The following is a 21,467-nucleotide window of genomic DNA, read 5'->3' on the forward strand; positions in this document are numbered from 1 at the left end:
TTACTTTCAGAACTATTCACCATTAAACAATAATGTAATTATCATATATTACTAAACATCAAATTATTTTATTACGCTGCAGAAAATTAAAAACTTCACGAATACTATTGTATTTTTTAACAGTGAATTAAAAACATATAATTTATGATCCATCAGATTTACTCATCTTTTGTAGTATAAAAAAATAGTGCATTTTCTCTATCACTCACGTCATCTTCTTAAAGGTGAAAAAATCAAAAAAAATAATGGTAATATAAGCTATATGTCATACAACATCCAGGATAAAAGTCTCTTAATCATATTAGTACTATCAGCTTGTAAAGGTAGATAGATGTCAAAAAAAAGTCAAAAACCCACCCAATAAATACATCAAACTGAAACATAGATTAAGATCTAATATCTTACTAAATTACATCGTATGCATATAAGCTATATATGCTATAATGAATTATAATAATGCATCTATAAACTGACTGAAGAAAATATAGATAAATATTATATCGATTTAGATTTTAATTACTTAGCAATACATTAAAAAATATAAATAAATATTTCAAAATATTTATTTCTAAAATTTCTGTATCATTTTATTGTTATATTTTATATGTGATGTTTTATTAGCGCTTGATGTTTGGTAAATTTCAAAATGTTAGTGCGTATATTAAAATTAAAAGTTTTAAAATGTAACCTTAAATCGAAATCGTGATAATGTTAAAATAACTTACATATCACAAATAACATAAATATATATTTTAAGGTAAAAGTACTACATACCCTGCATCAAAATATAATATATATCACTTTATTTTATATTGGCAAAACCATAAGATTTTTATGTAATTCAAGTGATACTGCCAGCCAATATAGTAGAAAAACTACTAAGAATAACAAAAATTCAGTTACGCGGAGTTACTAAAAACATAGATTGTCATAATATAAAATTAGCTAGCCTGTACAGAATTAGAATAAGATCTTTTAAATTACTACTATCAACTTATCGTAACGTTAAGATTAATTTTTTAATTCTCCTATATCAGTTCATTAAGAATGAAAACATTATTAGTTACTAAAAACTATCTGAGTAAAATCTTTAGACAAAAAATAATATTTAGCATAATTTGTACAATAAAAATTTAGCCTAATATGTTTTAAGTGAATGCTTGATACTAATCATATCCTCAGTAGGCTGGATACTCTACTATCTATGTTATACCAAATTAAAATGTAATCCTATTAATAATATGAATATGCTATACAATAGAATATTGTATATAGTTTAACATTTTAAGTACAACCTGATATATATCACAATGTAAACATATTCAGAAAAATTTAAAAATATGTATTTATATTAAATAACATTAAAAACATATATTTACATCTAAAATAATTGTAGGTATTTCTATAAGTAGAAAATAATAATACTAATATCACTGCATGATTTTTTCAAAAAATACGGGTATATGTAAATTAATCTAAGAATATTTCTTCCTCTGTGTCTTTATCAGAATTCTATAATATTATATTATGTGCATATTTATCAAATTTGTTCATATCGATTGACATGATGTGAGAATATTCATTATATATATCAAAATCTGTATAAAATAGATTTTTTATCATCCCTAATTAAGACTACATTGTTAAAATAAAAACTTAGAAATACAAAAAAATTTGATCTATATCCTAATGCTGCCATTTAAGTCAATTAAGAATACAAATATCGCCTGAACTGCTCAGTAAAAATAAACACAGTTCCTGGTTTGTTCTTTAATTATCGAGTAAGCATACATTGCTAATTTTAAAATTACACTATAAACTACAGGCACCATTCAAATGTACATTTATAGAAAAAACTAGAAAAATTTTAATACTAACCTAAAGAAACTCATCAAACGTCTTATTAAATTTTTTTTATATTGATCGTTAAAGGTAAAAAATTATATCTGCGATAGTATTCTTCTTTACATCTAACATTCAAATATCAATTATTTATCAAAATTATTTAACAATTTCATGAATTAATTTCCTTTTGTATTTTAATCTCTATCAATTTTCTAAATTAAGATCACTATCTTAACTAAAGATTTCAAAAATACACACTCATGTATCACAATAAAATGTTACGTTCAAATAAAGAATACAAAACATTCTACCTCAATATAATATTTAATATCAACAATCAACTAGACATAATATTAAATTGTCTTAAAATTTTTAATTTAAACCACTATTTGAATACATTCATAAGATGATAATCTAGCTAGTATAAAATTTTAAACAGTCAACTAATGATTACATACAGGAATAGATGCAAAATATGTTTTATCTTTTTGCGTGTTATATTTTTAATAAATTAAAGAGAACTTTCATAATTTATACTGTAAGTAGGTGTACTTTTAAATGTTATATGATTTTATGTATAGCTTCTAAAATAATAACTTTATTATATTCTAAATATATATAAACTGACCATTAATCCTATCTGTTAAAACTAAAAAATGAACAAATCAATCGATAATAATACAAGTATATTCACATTAAGATATAAATTAAAAAATATATTAAATACTATCTATATTTATAAAAATATCAAAGCATCCAGATTTCGTTGAAACCGATAATAGATTACATGGCGCTTTCATAAATCTCCATATCAGCCCAAAAATAAAATTTTATTATTTAAATATTAATACAAATGAAAAATTCAATATCTTACTTTATTAATATTTGTTGATCTTTTAACAAACTAAATTAAATTAAATTTTAAGGAGAGAAGATAATTATTTAGAATAATGGGAAAAATATTTAATCTCTAATTTTACAGACTGCTAAAATAGTTTAGTTTTAATTTTAAATACTATTTTATAATAAATAAAAAAATTTACATTAAATTCTGCCTATAAAATTAATTATATTACTTATTGGTGCTATTAATTTTATAACAATATATTATTGTATACATCTATATTATTGTATGCATCATATTTATTTTATGATCAAATAATAGAATTATTTAATAATAATTAGATAAAACATATCTATAAAATTAATGACTAAAATATTTTAGTCCTTTTATTAGTTCTATGTAAACATATATATTGATAATATTAAATATATATGTTTTATAATTATTGCGAATTATATGTCCAATGTTACATTTACTATAAAAATGAATAAAAAATATTATTTTGAATTTTTTAGATTAAAAACATGACAACTTTATTTTCTATCTAATCCAATTCATATGATATCACATATAAAGTTATATATATTAATATTGATTTAGCGTATTCATATACATCCTTTTGGCTTGGTGCAGTTTTAATTTACCTACATAATAATCAATATTACATCAAAGCTGAAATATAAAAAAATTGAAAACATGTTTTCATTATTCAAAAAATTGATTAATTTTTGCTTTTAAAATATCAATCGCAATACGATTCTTTCCTCCACGCGGTACAATAATATCAGCATATTGCTTACAAGGTTCAATAAATTGAAAAAACATAGGCCGCACTGTCTTCTGATATTGATCCATAACAGAATCTATGGAACGCCCCCTCTCGTTTACATCACGCTTCATGCGTCGCATAAGACAAATATCGAGCGAGGTATCCACAAAAATAGAAAAATTCATCTCTTGACGTAATTTGGCGTTTGTTAATAACAAGATACCTTCTAAGATAATTACTTTTTTTGGTTTTAAATGTAATGTTTTTTTTGTACGTGTATGCTCAACATAACTATAAACTGGTAAATCAATTGAATATCCTGATTTGAGCATCTGTAAGTGTTGTAAAAGTAGACCATGATCCATAGCATTTGGATGGTCATAATTCGTTTTTACTCTTTCGGACATAGTTAGGTGTCCCTGATCTCTATAATAAGCGTCTTCAGGAATCACACCAATATTATCATCACCGAAACGATCTCTAACTTCATGATATAACGTGCTAGCAATCAAGCTTTTACCTGAGGCGGATGCGCCTGAGATACCTACAATAACACACTGATGATGAGATGAATTTTCAACCATATTTGAACGACCTGCACTGGGAACAGCATAAAAAGGCACTATGAATATTTATAGATTGTTCGATGCAGAAAATATCCATAAACCAGCCTAGGTGTAAAACCTAAGTGCAATTTGTCGCTATATTATACTAATGTGTAGTAGTAATATACTACTAATAGTGTTAATTTTTAATAATTATATCGTTGTTATTTAATAGAATTTATAGAGTAAAACCTATACCAGCTAGATAATAACATATATTCTAAGAATTTTATTTTTCTAGATTTAAATCTGCTAGCCTAAAATAAGTGCATGATAAAATATAAACGAAGATTCTATTTAATAAAAACAATTTAATGAGATACAATTATAATGCTTAGTTTTATATACTAATACAGCACTAAAAATATTTATTAATATTCATTTACTGAATTTTTAATCAAAAGTTATTGTGAACACTTGTTTTTATCAATTTCAATTTTCAGTGCAGATATTTTTTCATTCTCAACCTTTTTCAGTGAGCAACCTATTAGAGAATCACTAATAGTGAACCAGAATAAACATTACTAGTAGAGTTTGAATCATCAGTAAATTAACAAATTTTAATCTCTATCCACAATTAATTAATATTTTATCTTTAATCATTAGTAAATAAGAGAATTTTCTTGTTTCTTTTTTTTTGCAATCAAAATGAATAAAATATTAAAAGTAAGATATTAAAATCTAATTACCTTCTTTTTTTAAAAATCTATATTTTTCAGTATCTAGTAAAAAATTATCTAAAATTTTTTTATATAATTTTTATTAATACAGCCGCTAGTTTGTACTAATCCTGTTACTGGCAGGTATTCCTTAATCTAGAAAATTAAGCTATAGGCTATTAGTAATCTAAAATAAAAGTATATATATATTTATATACGAATTTACTTAAAGAGATTGCTCTAGCTAAAAGATAGCTAGCTTCTTGATTATGTATTAAGTCTTATGATGACCTACTCTAAACTAACTATATTATTTTATCAAAACTTTGACCGATGCTACAACTAAAGATATTCATTAAGTGCTACATTGATTAGTATAAATATAATTTGTGAGACGATTGATATTATTAATAGATAAAATATCTATTAATAAATTGCGAATATCTCGAATACTTTTAGAAAAAACTTAGTGAAATATTATTCATGGATAAATAACTATTCAGGGATGCTGCAATACTTAATGCTAGATATTAGAATAAAATTATCGAATAAAAATTATTCAACTTTCTTTTTGTGCCGTAATAGTCTGTGTTAGAATAAGATAAAATAAAATACAGATCGTATTCTCCATTATCTTCAGAATCTTTTAATGGCTTACCCATGTCTTATTGCTAACAATAATATGAGCAATAGTAAAACTTACTCTAAGTTAGATAAACACAATATGAACTCTATTACTAATAATATACGTCAATTTTGTTGATAAATTCTTAAACTTTTGAAGACTTTGTATCAATAGAGTCTTAATAATTTAATTTTTATTGTGTAATATTTAGATAATTTTATAAAATTTATGCAGCTCTAAAAGAGCTAGTTTGATATAAGTTCTTTTATGTATTTTATTTCTATTGATTTATATCATAGAATTAAAATATGCATTATTCTAAAGTCAAATGTTTTTCTTTAATAAAATCATTTACTATATTTGCTATTGCATCAGAAGTCGGCTCAATTAACGCTTGTTGTACTAATCTCTTGGTGTCCTGAAAATACACACTGCGAATAATTTTTTTTATACGTGGAATAGAAATAGCGCTCATGCTAAATTCATCTAATCCCATACCTAGTAATAATAGAGTTGCTCGCGGATCCCCTGCTAGCTCACCACACATACCAGTCCATTTACCTTCATGATGAGAAGCGTCAATTACTTGCTTAATTAACATTAGAACAGAAGGGCATATGGGGTTATACAGATGAGATATAAGATCATTGCCACGATCTACCGCTAAAGTATATTGAGTTAGGTCATTTGTTCCAATACTAAAGAAGTCCACTTCTTTCGCTAAGTGACATGAGATTATTGCAGAGGCAGGAGTTTCTACCATAATACCAATCTCAATTTTATTGTTGAACGGAATGGATTTGCTATATAGTTGTTTTTTTAAGGTTTGAAGCTCTTTTTTTAAAAAACGTACTTCTTCAACAGAAATGACCATAGGAAACATAATACGCAATTTACCAAAAACAGAAGCACGCAACATAGCACGTAACTGTGTATGAAGAATATCAGTTCGATCCATTGAAATGCGAATAGCGCGCCAACCAAGAAAAGGGTTTGCCTCTTTTGGTAGATTCATATACGGTAAATCTTTATCACCACCGATATCCATTGTTCGTATAATTACACCACAAGAACCAACCGCTTCTACTACCATTTTATAGACCTGAAACTGCTCCTCTTCACTAGGTAATGAATTACGATCCATGAATAAGCATTCAGTGCGGTACAATCCTACACCTTCTGCGCCATAACGCTTTACCCCTGCAACATCATATATCGTTCCAATATTAGCAGAAACTTGCACTTGATGATCATCAAGAGTAATAGCAGGTAATGAGTTCAGTTTTAATAACGCGTTTTTTTGGATATTGTATTGATTAGCTAATTTTTTTAGCTCTTTAATTTTTTCTGGGACTGGATTAATATATATTTTGTTGTTTATTCCATCTAAAATTAAGAAATCTCCATCTTTAACTCGACGAGTAATATCTCCAGTACCAACAATAGCTGGCAACTCTAATGAGCGCGCCATAATTGAAGTATGAGAAGTCTGCCCTCCAAGATCAGTAATAAAACCAAGTACCTTTTTTAAGTTGATCTGAGAAATATCCGAAGGTGTCAAATCTTTAGCGATAAGTATAACTTCTTCATTAATAGCACTAAGATCAGTAATCTGTAACCCTAGAATATTTTTTAATAAACGCTGACCTATATCTAGAACGTCAGATGCACGCTCTCTGAGATAAGCATCCTCAAGATCCTCCAAGGCTTTTGCTTGAGCGTTGATAACAGTATATACTGCAAAATCAGCAGTAACTAACTCATCTTTAATAAAAGAAGTAATTTCCTGTTCGAGCTCCTCATCCTCTAGAAGCATAGCGTGCCCTTCAAAAATCTCTGTTTTTCCTGATCCATGCACTTTATTAGCTTTGATTTTTATTACTTCAAGTTGCTCGTAAGATTTTTGTCGACCATAAATAAATCGCTGAATTTCACTATTAATTTGATCTAATGAGATAGTTTTTCTATGGATTATAATCTCTTCTTCTTTAAGGAGAAGGGCTTTCCCAAACGCTATCATTGGTGACGCAATAATACCTGAAATCATAACTCTACCTTAAATTTATAAAACTTTATAAAAAAGATGACTACATTAGTAATGCTGATGTTATATAAAGATACAGAAAGATAATCAATGAAAAATATTTAAAAATATCATTTTAATGATGCTTATTAGCAATCAAAATACTTATATTTGATAAGTATATAGCAAAGTATATAAAAGATTTTTAAATATTAATTTTATTTTTAAACTATTACTAGAAAAGTAAAGATCTGTGATCCATCGTGCCTAATTTTATCCAATTAGCCAACAGGACCTAATTTGTACATCGTAAAAAAATCATTGTTCTATACTATAATATATATAATTTTTTCAAATTAAACGATATATTCCTGTGAGATAAAATCTAAAACTTTAAAGATTTGTTGCATGTTGATAAAAATAATAAAATTTTTTTATATTATCATCACGTAAAAATTAAATACAATCTACCTCTATATAATTGACTTACTCAGGATATTAAGATCAAAGTTTTCGATATAAGCTATATTTTGTACACATTATAAACTGAAGCCATTAATGAAAGAAAGGAGAGCATTAAACTAAAATAATTTTTCTCAAATAAGAGTATACTAATCATACTTTGATAAATTTAAATCTTTATGATAGCAATGAGAAAATATAAATATATGTAAACTGGATCAAGGGGTATTGGATAAGAATCATTGCAAGCAATCATCATTTAACAGGCTATAGGAGAATATATAAAGAAAACATTTTATAAAAAAACTCCATTTTCATTACACCATATTACATGTTACATAATAATAAATTAATAAATATCATGATAATTTTATTTATAGAACAACTATTTTAATTTCTAGAGTAAATATTATATTATTTATATAATATATAAATTAATCTCAATCGTTAATAAGTATGAAGCATTTTATCTAATATTTTTAATCATCTAAGTGTAATGCTGTTATGCATACCTGTAAGTATAGCGAAAATATAAATAAAATTTTATATTATATTTATCGATAAAGTATATTATATATAATATACTCTGATACTTTGGTTGAATCTATTTTATAGTTTTTTAAAAAATAGATATAAGTTACATCTATTGTTTTTTATTGGAATTACCTTTATGTATCTACTAAATTAAGCACATACGGCAAAATACTGTTCTTTCCAGACAGTACATGAAATACATAAAGTATATGCAATATATAAATTTTATTCACTATACTGTTAAGGTAATTTTCTTTTTTCTCTTTTTTTTATCTAATCTTATATGTAAATTATTTTATTAATATATGTATATGTAACTCTAAAAATTGATACTAAATATCTTGATACTAAATATCAATAAGGCTACATCTATAATCTGTTCGAGTTCCGGGAGATATTACATTGATAAAATGATTAATTAATTATACAAGATGATGATATTGGATAAAAATTTGACGAACTGCTAATAAAAGAGCATTATTAGAATTATTTTTTTAACTACAATATTTGTCTACAATTATAAATATAGAAATAATCCTAACTTTATGCATTGATAGTCCTTTTATTTAAAATAAGACTAGTATCAAAAATAACATTAAAGGTATTCTGTATTTTATAAGTTCAATACTAGTTAAGTATTTTTATTTATTAAATGGTAGACTTATTTATGAATGATAGTATAGAAGATGCCCTACAAAAAAAAAAGAGGATAGAGATTTATAAGTGGTTAGGTGTAATACTGTTAGTAATGGCTGCTGTTATTGGAAATATTATATATCATAATGTACTATTTTCAGTTCGAGTATTTGTAATTATATTATTAATAATACCAGCAACTATCCTTGCACTATTGACTATAAAAGGTAAAGCAGCATTAAATTTTACATATCAAGCTCATACTGAGATTCGTAAAATTATCTGGCCTACTCGTCAGGAGACCTTCCATACTACATTTATTGTTAGTGCGGTGACTGCTATAATGTCATTTATTTTATGGGGACTAGATAGCATACTAGTTCGCTTGGTATCATTTATTACTGGCCTGAGGTTTTAAGATGTTGGAAGCCACACAAAAACGTTGGTACGTCATACAGGCGTTTTCCGGTTTTGAAAGTCGTGTAGCTCAATCATTACGTGAGCATATTAAGTTGAATAATATGGAAAAATTATTTGGCGATATTATGGTACCCACCGAAGAAGTAGTTGAGATTCGTCGAGGCCAGCGTCGAAAAAGTGAACGCAAGTTTTTCCCAGGATACGTTTTGGTTCAGATGATTATGCATGATGATAGCTGGCATCTTGTGAGAAAAATACCACGAGTTATGGGGTTTATCGGCGGAACGTCTGATCATCCAGCGCCAATTAGTAATAAAGAAGTAAAAGCTATTGCCACTCTCTTGCAGAAAATTGGAGATAAACCACGTCCTAAAACATTATTTGAACCTGGTGAGATTGTGCGCGTCAATGATGGTCCATTTTCTGATTTTAATGGCGTAGTAGAAGAAGTTGATTACGAAAAAAGTCGTTTGAAAGTATCTGTATCTATATTTGGCCGAGCAACACCAGTAGAGTTAGATTTTTCTCAAGTAGAAAAAGGGTAAGAATTATAATAACCTATATAATCCGATATATTGTTTAAGACGCTGTTTGCAAAATTTAATTATTGATTTTATCCCAAACGATGAGTATATCAACATTGCGAGAGTCATGTAATTATTATATTATTAGTATAATTTTACAAATTATTACATATAAATTATATATATTCAGAATAATTATAGGAAATTTACTAGGTTGAAAAAATTGTCACTCTATTCGAGGCATTACAATGGCTAAGAAAGTACAAGCCTACATTAAGCTGCAAGTTGCGGCTGGTATGGCAAATCCGAGCCCTCCAGTAGGTCCGGCTCTCGGTCAAAAAGGAGTTAACATTATGGAATTCTGTAAAGCATTTAATGCCAAAACAGAATCAATGGAAAAAGGGGTTCCGATTCCAGTTGTAATTACCGTTTACTCTGACCGTTCTTTTGTTTTTATTACTAAAACACCTCCCTCAGCAGTCTTGTTAAAAAAAGCAGCTGGTATAAAATCCGGATCCAGTCAACCGAAAAAAGATCAAGCTGGTACTTTATCATATGCCCAAATACGTCACATAGCAGAAACTAAATCAGCGGATATGACTGGTGCTAATATTGAAGCCATGAGCCGTTCAATTTTAGGAACTGCTTATTCTATGGGGTTAGTTGTGGAGGAATAATAAAATGACTAAGCTAACTAAACGTATGCGAATAATTCGTGAACAAATCCATTCTGCTCAATTATATGATATCCACCAAGCACTGATTTTAATAAAAGAATTAGCTACTGTGCGTTTTATCGAGAGTATTGATGTGGCGGTAAACCTAGGGATTGATGCACGAAGATCTGACCAAAATATAAGAGGATATGTTATACTGCCACACGGTACTGGTCGTTTTGTGCGAGTAGCAGTATTTGCTAATGGAGATAACGCTGTAGCTGCTAAATCTTCTGGTGCTGAATTTATTGGAATGGAAGATCTAGCAGAAAAAATCAAAAAAGGTGAATTAAACTTTGATGTTGTGATTGCATCTCCAGATTCGATGCATATCGTTAGTCAAGTAGGTCAGATTCTTGGGCCGCGCAATTTAATGCCAAATCCAAAAATAGGAACAGTCACACCTAATATTGGGGAAGCAGTAAAAAATGCTAAAACCGGTCAGGTTAGTTACCGTAATGACAAAAATGGCATAATACATCTTACGATTGGTAAAGTAAATTTTAGTTCAAAGCAATTAATTGATAACTTAGAATCTTTTCTTGTTTCGATAAAAAAATCCAAACCTCCTCAAGCAAAAGGAATTTTTATTAAAAAAATTAGTCTTTCTAGTACTATGGGTGCAAGTTTTACAATAAATCCAACAAGTTTTAAATCTTGCACAATTTAATATGTAGATTCTAATATATCTTATTATTTTAATTTTAAATAGTTCAATTTGTATTTGCATTATGTCCATGTGAAAATATAATCTTAAAAAAAGAGCTATCTATTTGAATAATTATTGCATATTTTAATTTATAGGAAGAAAATAGTTATTGAATCATATTCAATTTTATTATTAGGCATTCTAGGTACAATAACTCTAAAAAAAATCGACCGTATCAAAATCTCACTGATTCAACGGATCATGTAATTATAAATAAGTTAATCTTACTTATAAAACTATATTTTAATTTTTATTAAAACACAGGTGTTTTATTAAAATATTTTATATTTAAAAGCGAATGATATTTATACAAGATATTTAATACCTTAATTGTTTTTGAAATCTGTGACAGAGTCAAAAATAATTTTAACATATGTTTTTATCTTAAATTCTTCTCATCATAATATTTTCTGATCAATGTGTTATGATATGAACCAGTTAGGTAAAATATAAGTTTTCAAGGTAATTCTAGTTATCACCCAGGAGAACATACTAATGCCCTTGAATCTTCAAGACAAAAAAGAAATTGTTTCTGAAGTTACTAAAATAGCAAAAAGCGCATTATCTGCGGTAGTGGCCAATTCCCGTGGTGTGAGTGTAGACAAAATGACTGAACTACGGAAATCAGGCCGAGAAGCGGGGGTGCGTATGTGTGTTATCCGTAATACTTTGTTACATCGTGCCATTACAGGAACAAAATTTGAGTGTCTAAAGAACATCCTAATTGGGCCAACTTTAATTGCTTATTCGATGGATCATCCAGGGGCTGCGGCCCGTCTATTTAAAGATTTTTCTAAAACAAATATTAACTTTAAGATCAAAGCTGCAGCCTTTGATGGGGCGCTAATTAGTTCAGACCACATTGATCGACTTGCGACTTTACCAACTTATAATGAATCTATTCAGCAGCTTATGGCAACTATCCGAGAAGCGGCTGCCGGAAAGCTAGTCCGCACTTTAGTTGCCGTGTGCGACCAAAAAAAGCAACTACGATAGTTTAATAAAAAATGTCTTAATGAGCCTGTCGCAGTTTTATACATCATATAATAAATTACTTTTGAATCTAGGAATATGAGATGTCACTCACTAAAGAGCAAATTATTGAAGGCATTGCAGATTTATCTGTAATGGAAATTATTGATTTAATCTCTTCTATGGAAAAAAAATTTGGAGTATCGGCGGCTTCGTATACTGTTTCAGGGCCTTCTGATGAAGCAGAAGATGTAGAAGAAAAAACTGAATTTGATGTAATACTTAAATCTATGGGTAATAATAAAATTGCTGTCATAAAAGCAGTTAGAAGTGCCACTGGATTAGGCCTAAAAGAAGCTAAAGATCTAGTGGAGTCTGCACCTACTACATTAAAAGAAAGCATTAGCAAAGAAGATTCAGAATCTTTGCAAAAAATACTAGAATCAGCCGGTGCATTAGTAGAAGTTAAATAAATACTATTTTGGATTATAGCATAATACAGTCTAGTTACTAGTTATTTCTAAACTATCAAAATTTTTTATAGATACAGCATAACGTTTATTATATTTTGCATTTTAATCTAAAGTAAATTAATAGCTTGTGTTGATTAATAATTAGAGATTAGAGATTTTGCTTATAATGATAATCTCTAAAGTAGATAGACGGAAATACTATCAAAAGACTATCTACTATCCGAATCATTCAACAGCATTCAAGAACTGTCCCCATGGACGGAGAAAAAGGTTCTATTTTTCAGCGAGCTGAGGAACCCTATGGTTTACTCCTATACCGAAAAAAAACGTATTCGTAAGGATTTTGGTAAGCGTCCACAAGTTTTGGACATTCCTTATCTCCTTTCTATCCAACTTAACTCGTTTCAGAAATTTATCGAGAAAGACCCAAAAGGTCAATATGGTCTAGAGGCAGCATTTCGTTCCGTATTTCCAATTCAAAGCTATAGCGCTCATTCTGAACTACAGTACGTCAGTTACTGTTTAGGCGAACCTGTTTTTGATGTAAAAGAATGTCAAATTCGTGGTATTACCTTTTGTGCTCCACTACGCGTAAAATTACGACTGGTAATCTATGAGCGAGAAGCGCCAGTAAGTACCGTAAAAGACATAAAAGAGCAAGAGGTATACATGGGTGAGATTCCGCTTATGACTGCTAATGGTACTTTTATTATTAACGGTACAGAGAGAGTAATCGTATCCCAGCTTCATCGTAGCCCGGGTGTATTTTTCGATAGCGATAAAGGAAAAACACACTCTTCTGGTAAAGTATTGTACAATGCACGTATTATTCCATATCGTGGTTCTTGGTTAGATTTTGAATTTGATCCAAAAGATAATTTATTTGTTCGAATTGATCGACGCCGAAAACTTCCTGCAACTACTATTTTAAGAGCGCTAAATTATACTTCTGAACAGATTTTAGATTTATTTTTTGAAAAAGTAGTATATCACATTTACGATAATAAATTACGGATGGAGTTAATTCCTGAGCGACTACGTGGTGAAACGGCAACTTTTGATATCAAATCTCATAACACTGTATACGTTGAAAAAGGACGACGTATTACTGCACGTCATATTCGTCATTTAGAAAAAGACGGAATAACTGATATTCAAATCCCAATGGATTATATTAATAATAAAGTTGTTGCACAAGACTATATCGATAAAGATACTGGTGAGATCCTGATTACAGCAAATACACCCTTATCAATAGATTTATTGACAAAACTAAGAGCATCAGGACATAAAACTATTAAAACTATTTTTACTAATGATCTTGATCATGGTCCGTATATTTCCGAAGTTATGCGAATTGACCCAACAATTGATCGCCTAAGTTCTCTACTAGAGATATATCGCATGATGCGCCCTGGTGAACCACCCACTCATGAAGCAGCCGAAAATTTATTCGAGAACTTATTTTTTTCAGAAGAACGATATGACCTATCTAAAGTAGGTCGTATGAAATTTAATCGCTCTCTAAATCGTAAACATGTAGAGGGCCCAGGAATTCTAAGTAAAGAAGATATCGTTCAAGTCATGCAAAAACTTATTGGGATCCGTAATGGAATTGGTGAAGTAGATGATATCGACCATCTCGGTAATCGTCGCATTCGCTCTGTTGGAGAAATGGCTGAAAATCAATTTCGTGTCGGCTTAATCCGTGTAGAGCGAGCAGTAAAAGAACGACTATCTTTGGGTGATCTTGATACGCTGATGCCTCAAGACATGATTAATGCAAAACCTATTTCTGCATCAGTTAAAGAATTTTTTGGATCGAGTCAGCTATCTCAATTTATGGATCAAAATAATCCTTTGTCTGAAATTACACATAAACGTCGTATTTCTGCCTTAGGACCTGGCGGTTTGACACGTGAACGTGCAGGATTTGAAGTAAGAGATGTTCATCCAACTCATTACGGACGTGTATGTCCTATTGAGACACCAGAAGGGCCTAATATTGGCTTAATTAACTCTTTATCTGTATATGCACAAACAAATGAATACGGTTTCTTAGAAACCCCTTACCGACGTGTTCATAATGGAATTGTGACAAATGATATTCATTATCTCTCAGCTATTGAGGAAGGAAACTACGTTATTGCACAAGCCAACACAAACCTCAATAAATTTGGTAAAATTATTGATGATCTAGTAACTTGTCGTAATAATGGAGAATCAAGTTTATTTAGTTCTGATCAAATTAATTATATGGATGTTTCCACCCAACAAATCGTATCTGTTGGCGCCTCACTAATACCATTTTTGGAGCATGATGACGCAAATCGTGCATTAATGGGAGCAAACATGCAGCGTCAAGCAGTTCCTACTCTACGCGCTGAAAAACCACTAATAGGTACCGGCATGGAGCGCGCCGTTGCTGTCGATTCCGGTGTAACTGCTGTAGCAAAACGTGGCGGCCTTGTTCAATATGTAGATGCTTCACGTATTGTTATTAAAGTTAATGATAATTCAATCCATTCGGACGAAGCTGGAATAGATATCTATAATCTTACTAAATACACAAGATCTAATCAGAATACTTGTATTAATCAAATGCCATGTGTAAATCTTGGTGATACCATTGAACGTGGTGATGTACTTGCTGATGGCCCCTCAACTGATCTTGGCGAATTAGCTCTTGGTCAAAACATGCGTGTAGCGTTTATGCCATGGAACGGCTATAATTTCGAAGACTCCATATTAATCTCTGAACGTGTATTACAGGATGATTGTTTTACCAGTATCCACATCCAAGAGTTATCTTGTATATCACGTGATACAAAACTAGGAGCAGAAGAAATTAGTGCTGATATTCCAAATGTAGGTGAAGCTGCATTGTCTAAGCTAGATGAATCTGGTGTTGTTTATATTGGCGCCGAAGTCACTGGAGGTGATATTTTAGTCGGAAAAGTGACACCAAAAGGTGAAACTCAATTAACACCTGAAGAAAAGTTACTCCGTGCTATTTTTGGTGAAAAAGCATCTGATGTCAAAGACTCATCCTTAAGAGTACCTAACGGTGTATCAGGTACGGTAATTGACGTTCAAATTTTTACACGTGATGGAATAGAAAAAGATGAACGCACCTTAGATATTGAAGAAATACAAATCAGACAAGTAAAGAAAGACCTGGCTGAAAAATTAAAGATCCTTGAAAAAAATTTATTTAACCGAATTCACTCTCTGCTTCTTTCTAATGGCGTAGAGGCAGATAAACTTGATAGTCTTCCTCAAACAAGATGGTTAGAAATCAACTTGCCTAATAAAGAGAGCAATAGTCAATTAATAAATCTTACTGACCAGTATCATGAGTTAAAAAACGAGTTTGACAAAAGACTTAATCAAAAGCGTCGAAAAATCACACAAGGGGATGATTTGGCGCCAGGAATATTAAAAATAGTTAAAGTATACTTAGCCGTAAAACGTCAAATTCAACCTGGCGATAAAATGGCTGGCCGTCATGGAAACAAAGGTGTGATCTCAAAAATTAACCCAATTGAAGATATGCCTTATGATGAATATGGTATTCCGGTAGATATTGTTTTAAACCCATTGGGCGTACCATCGCGTATGAATATTGGTCAAATTCTTGAAACTCATCTGGGTATGGCTGCAAAAGGCATTGGAGAAAAAATTAATAAACTTTTAGAAAAAAAATCAGCAATCTCTAAATTACGTGAGTTTATGCAAATGGCCTACAATCTAGGTACCAATATACGCCAAACAGTCAACTTAAATAATTTTACAGACAACGAAATATTATCTTTAGCTAAAAATTTAAAAAAAGGCATGCCAATTGCTACCCCGGTGTTTGATGGCGCGCAAGAAAGCGAAATCAAGGATCTATTACAACTCGGTGGACTACCATCTTCCGGCCAGATTACTTTATTTGATGGTCGTACTGGTGAAAAATTTGAACGTAAGGTCACTGTAGGGTATATGTATATGCTCAAACTTAACCATTTAGTAGATGATAAAATGCACGCACGTTCAACTGGATCATACAGTCTTGTAACACAACAACCCTTAGGTGGTAAAGCGCAATTTGGTGGTCAACGCTTTGGCGAGATGGAAGTGTGGGCATTAGAAGCATATGGTGCAGCGTATACCTTACAGGAAATGCTAACTGTAAAATCTGACGATGTAAATGGTCGCACTAAAATGTATAGGAATATTGTCGATGGCAACCATCAGATGGAACCGGGTATGCCAGAATCATTCAATGTTCTCTTACAAGAAATCCGATCTTTAGGTATTAACATTGACCTAGAAGATGAGTAATTAACTGGCATCTGCTGTACTGTTTACAGTGCGCTCAGGGTTCTTAAAATAGTCCTTGAGCAGTCCTATCCGACCGGAGCTAATGCGTGAAAGACTTAATAAAATTGTTAAAAACACAACATCATGCTGAAGAATTTGATGCAATTAAGATTGCTCTGGCATCGCCAGATACGATTCGTTTATGGTCTTTTGGTGAAGTTAAAAAGCCAGAAACTATTAACTACCGAACCTTCAAGCCTGAACGTGATGGGCTTTTTTGTGCGCGAATCTTTGGCCCTGTTAAAGATTATGAATGCTTATGTGGCAAATATAAGCGCCTGAAGCATCGCGGCGTTATATGTGAGAAATGTGGTGTAGAAGTAACACAAACTAAAGTGCGTCGTGAAAGAATGGGGCATATCGAACTTGCATCTCCTATCGCCCATATCTGGTTCCTAAAATCACTACCATCACGTATTGGGTTACTGTTAGATATGCCATTGCGTGATATTGAAAGAGTACTATACTTCGAATCTTATATTGTTATTGAGAGCGGGATGACTACTCTTGAGAAATATCAGCTCCTAACGGAAGAGCAATACCTTGATGCTTTAGAAGAGTTTGGTGATGAATTTGAGGCAACAATCGGAGCTGCAGCTATTCAAACTCTTTTTAAAAATATCAACTTAGATCAAGAGTGCGAACAATTACGTGTTGAGTTAAATGAATCTAACTCTGAAACTAAGCGCAAAAAACTAACAAAACGTATAAAATTACTTGAAGCATTTATACAATCTGGTAATAAACCAGAATGGATGATCCTTAATGTTCTGCCAGTATTACCACCTGATTTGCGACCGCTTGTGCCATTAGATGGCGGTCGTTTTGCAACATCTGACTTAAATGATCTATATCGTCGTGTAATTAATCGTAATAATCGATTGAAGCGCTTACTAGATCTAGCAGCGCCAGATATTATTGTACGTAATGAAAAGCGTATGTTACAAGAAGCAGTAGATGCTCTATTAGATAACGGACGTCGAGGTCGTGCCATTACTGGTTCTAATAAACGTCCTTTGAAATCTTTAGCGGATATGATAAAAGGTAAGCAAGGTCGATTCCGTCAAAACCTTCTAGGAAAACGTGTTGATTATTCCGGTCGATCAGTTATTACAGTAGGACCATGCCTACATTTACATCAGTGTGGTCTGCCTAAAAAAATGGCATTAGAACTATTCAAACCATTTATTTACGGAACACTAGAACTTCGTGGTTTAGCGACAACGATTAAAGCAGCAAAAAAAATGGTTGAAAGAGAAGAATCGGTGGTCTGGGACATATTAGAGGAGGTTATCCATGAACATCCAGTACTACTCAATCGCGCCCCCACTCTACATCGTTTAGGTATCCAAGCCTTTGAACCAGTTCTAATTGAGGGGAAAGCAATACAATTGCACCCACTAGTCTGTGCAGCATATAATGCTGACTTTGATGGTGATCAGATGGCAGTTCATGTTCCTCTAACTATGGAAGCTCAGCTAGAGGCACGTGTTCTCATGATGTCAACTAATAATATCTTATCACCTGCAAATGGCGAGCCAATTATTGTTCCATCTCAAGACGTAGTGCTAGGTTTATATTACATGACTCGAGACTGTGTTAATGCCAAAGGTGAAGGCATGATATTAGGCAGTGCAAAAGAAGCTGAACGAATGTATCGCTCTGGTCTTGCTTCACTTCATGCTCGCGTTAAAGTACGCATTACAGAATACGAAAAAAATGAAAAGGATCAATGGAGCTCTAATACTCATATCATTAATACTACTATTGGTCGATCTGTGTTATGGATGATCGTACCAAAAGGTTTGCCTTTTTCGATAGTGAATCAAACATTAGGTAAACAAGCTATTTCTCAAATGTTAAATACTTGTTATCGTATTTTAGGATTAAAAGAAACTGTGATTTTTGCTGATCAAACTATGTATACTGGCTTTACATATGCAGCGCGTTCTGGTACGTCTGTAGGTATTGATGATATGGTTATTCCCCAGAAAAAAATAGATATTATTCGAGAGGCAGAGTCAGAAGTCACGGAAATACAAAAACAATTTCAATCTGGCCTAGTAACAGCTGGAGAACGATATAATAAAGTCATTGACATATGGGCCGCAGCAAATGAACGCGTTGCTCAAGCTATGATGGAAAATCTATCTACAGAAGTTGTAGTGAATTGTAGGGGTATCTCGGAACGTCAAATTTCTTTCAACAATATTTTTATGATGGCTGACTCTGGCGCTAGAGGCTCTGCTGCGCAGATTCGTCAACTAGCAGGTATGAGAGGATTGATGGCAAAACCAGATGGATCTATTATTGAAACACCCATTACCGCAAATTTCCGTGAAGGATTAAACGTTCTTCAATATTTTATTTCAACACATGGTGCACGCAAGGGACTCGCAGATACTGCATTAAAAACCGCCAACTCAGGTTATCTAACCCGTAGATTAGTGGATGTAGCACAGGATCTAATAGTTACTGAAGATGACTGTGGTACACACGAAGGAATTTTAATGACGCCCTTAATCGAAGGTGGAGATGTTAAAGAGCCACTACGAGAACGTGTATTAGGTCGTGTAACTTCAGAAGATGTCCTCAATCCAGGAACGCTTTCAATATTATTATTACGTAACACACTCTTACATGAGCAGGAGTGTGACATATTAGAAGAACATTCGGTAGACAGCTTAAAAGTGAGATCAGTAGTGAGTTGTGAAACTGACTTCGGTGTTTGTGCGCACTGTTATGGTCGAGATCTTGCACGGGGTCATATTATCAATAAAGGTGAGGCAATTGGAGTTATCGCTGCTCAATCTATAGGGGAGCCAGGTACTCAATTAACCATGCGTACCTTTCATATTGGTGGGGCAGCATCACGCGCAGCAGCTGAATCTAGCATTCAGGTTCAAAACAAAGGGACAGTAAAATTAATCAACGCTAAATCAGTTACTAATTCTGAAGGAAAGCTGGTAATTACTTCACGTCACACTGAACTAAAAATAATAGATGAATTTGGACGTACTAAGGAAAGCTATAAAATTCCTTATGGAACTACAATGCTAAAAAGCACGCAAGAAAATGTCTCAGCTGGGGAAACGGTTGCTTACTGGGATCCACATACTATGCCAGTAATTACTGAAGTTAGCGGCTTCATTCGATTTACAGATATTATTGACGGTTTAACTATCACTCGCCAAACTGATGAGTTAACTGGTCTTTCTTCTCTTGTGGTTCTTGATAGCGCTGAACGAACTGCTGTTGGAAAGGATCTTCGTCCAGCCCTTAAAATACTAGATGCCAACAATCAAGACGTCATGAATCCAGGATCTGAGATGCCTGTTCAGTATTTTCTTCCAGGGAAAGCCATTGTGCAACTAGAAGATGGCGCAAAAATTAGTGCTGGTGATACACTAGCCCGCGTTCCACAGGAATCTGTCGGCACTAAAGATATTACCGGTGGTCTTCCGCGCGTTGCTGATCTCTTTGAAGCTCGTCGTCCAAAAGAACCGGCTATTTTAGCTGAAATTAGTGGTATTATTTCCTTCGGTAAAGAAACAAAAGGTAAACGTAGACTTCTTATTACACCAATTAATGGTAATGATCCGTATGAAGAAATGATTCCAAAGTGGAGACAATTAAACGTATTTGAAGGTGAACATGTAGAACGGGGAGATGTTGTTTCTGATGGTCCTGAGTCACCACATGATATCCTGCGACTACGCGGCGTACATGCTGTTACTCGTTATATTACTAATGAAGTTCAAGAAGTGTATCGCTTACAAGGCGTAAAGATTAATGATAAACATATTGAGGTTATCATTCGTCAAATGCTACGAAAAGTTACAATTCAAAACGCAGGCGATTCTGACTTCCTTACTGGGGAACAAGCTGAATTTTCTCGCTTAAGGATAGCTAATCGTAACTTAGAAGAGCGTGGTAAGATTGAGGCAACTTTTGTGCGTAATCTTCTGGGTATCACAAAAGCCTCTCTAGCAACGGAATCGTTTATTTCTGCTGCTTCTTTTCAAGAAACAACCCGTGTTCTCACTGAAGCTGCAGTTTCAGGCAAGTATGACAAGCTACGCGGCTTAAAGGAGAATGTTATTGTTGGTCGATTAATTCCAGCTGGTACTGGTTACTCATACCATAAAGATCGCATTCGACAAAATAAATCAGATGAAAAATCTACTTTACATAACATAACTGCTGATTCAGCTGCTGCTAGCTTAACAGAGTTACTAAATTCTAGTTTTGATAAATTTACATCAGATTCATGATTTTATTAT

10 protein-coding genes are annotated in these 21,467 nt (G+C 31.9%); 8 read left to right on the top strand and 2 right to left on the bottom strand.

What is annotated here, in order from left to right; all coding sequences use genetic code 11:
- Positions 1-3,394 precede the first annotated feature (3,394 nt).
- Both udk and ptsI read right to left on the bottom strand, forming a co-directional pair.
- Positions 3,395-4,042: a uridine kinase gene (gene udk / locus ERCISPPA3004_RS02060; protein ID WP_157990460.1), complete on the bottom strand. Its 648-nt coding sequence runs from the start codon at positions 4,040-4,042 to the stop codon at positions 3,395-3,397.
- 1,618 nt (positions 4,043-5,660) lie between these two features.
- Positions 5,661-7,394 (bottom strand): phosphoenolpyruvate-protein phosphotransferase PtsI, encoded by a 1,734-nt coding sequence (gene ptsI, locus ERCISPPA3004_RS02065; RefSeq protein WP_157990461.1) that lies wholly within the window; start codon positions 7,392-7,394, stop codon positions 5,661-5,663.
- Between the two features lie 1,639 nt (positions 7,395-9,033).
- Between ptsI and secE the strand changes: the two genes are divergently transcribed.
- The 8 genes from secE to rpoC all read left to right on the top strand — a co-directional run bounded on the left by secE (position 9,034) and on the right by rpoC (position 21,458).
- On the top strand, positions 9,034-9,420 hold the full coding sequence (gene secE / locus ERCISPPA3004_RS02070; RefSeq protein WP_157990462.1) for a preprotein translocase subunit SecE: 387 nt from the start codon (positions 9,034-9,036) through the stop codon (positions 9,418-9,420).
- 1 nt (position 9,421) lies between these two features.
- Positions 9,422-9,967: a transcription termination/antitermination protein NusG gene (nusG, locus tag ERCISPPA3004_RS02075; RefSeq protein WP_157990463.1), complete on the top strand. Its 546-nt coding sequence runs from the start codon at positions 9,422-9,424 to the stop codon at positions 9,965-9,967.
- 227 nt (positions 9,968-10,194) lie between these two features.
- Entirely contained in the window at positions 10,195-10,623 is a 429-nt protein-coding gene (gene rplK, locus ERCISPPA3004_RS02080; protein WP_157990464.1) for a 50S ribosomal protein L11, read from the top strand.
- Positions 10,624-10,627: 4 nt separating this feature from the next.
- Entirely contained in the window at positions 10,628-11,332 is a 705-nt protein-coding gene (rplA, locus tag ERCISPPA3004_RS02085; protein ID WP_157990465.1) for a 50S ribosomal protein L1, read from the top strand.
- Positions 11,333-11,866: 534 nt separating this feature from the next.
- Positions 11,867-12,367, top strand: a complete 501-nt coding sequence (gene rplJ / locus ERCISPPA3004_RS02090) for a 50S ribosomal protein L10 (protein WP_157990466.1) — start codon at positions 11,867-11,869, stop codon at positions 12,365-12,367.
- An 80-nt stretch (positions 12,368-12,447) separates the two neighbouring features.
- Positions 12,448-12,816: a 50S ribosomal protein L7/L12 gene (gene rplL, locus ERCISPPA3004_RS02095; RefSeq protein ID WP_157990467.1), complete on the top strand. Its 369-nt coding sequence runs from the start codon at positions 12,448-12,450 to the stop codon at positions 12,814-12,816.
- A gap of 300 nt (positions 12,817-13,116) precedes the next feature.
- Positions 13,117-17,145: a DNA-directed RNA polymerase subunit beta gene (gene rpoB / locus ERCISPPA3004_RS02100; RefSeq protein ID WP_157990468.1), complete on the top strand. Its 4,029-nt coding sequence runs from the start codon at positions 13,117-13,119 to the stop codon at positions 17,143-17,145.
- Between the two features lie 86 nt (positions 17,146-17,231).
- Positions 17,232-21,458 carry a DNA-directed RNA polymerase subunit beta' gene (gene rpoC, locus ERCISPPA3004_RS02105; protein WP_157990469.1) on the top strand — a complete coding sequence of 1,409 codons (4,227 nt, stop codon included), beginning with the start codon at positions 17,232-17,234 and terminating at the stop codon, positions 21,456-21,458.
- The last annotated feature ends 9 nt before the right edge of the window (positions 21,459-21,467 follow it).

The sequence above is a fragment of the Candidatus Erwinia haradaeae genome, assembly GCF_900698995.1.
Lineage (GTDB): Bacteria > Pseudomonadota > Gammaproteobacteria > Enterobacterales > Enterobacteriaceae > Erwinia_E > Erwinia_E haradaeae_C.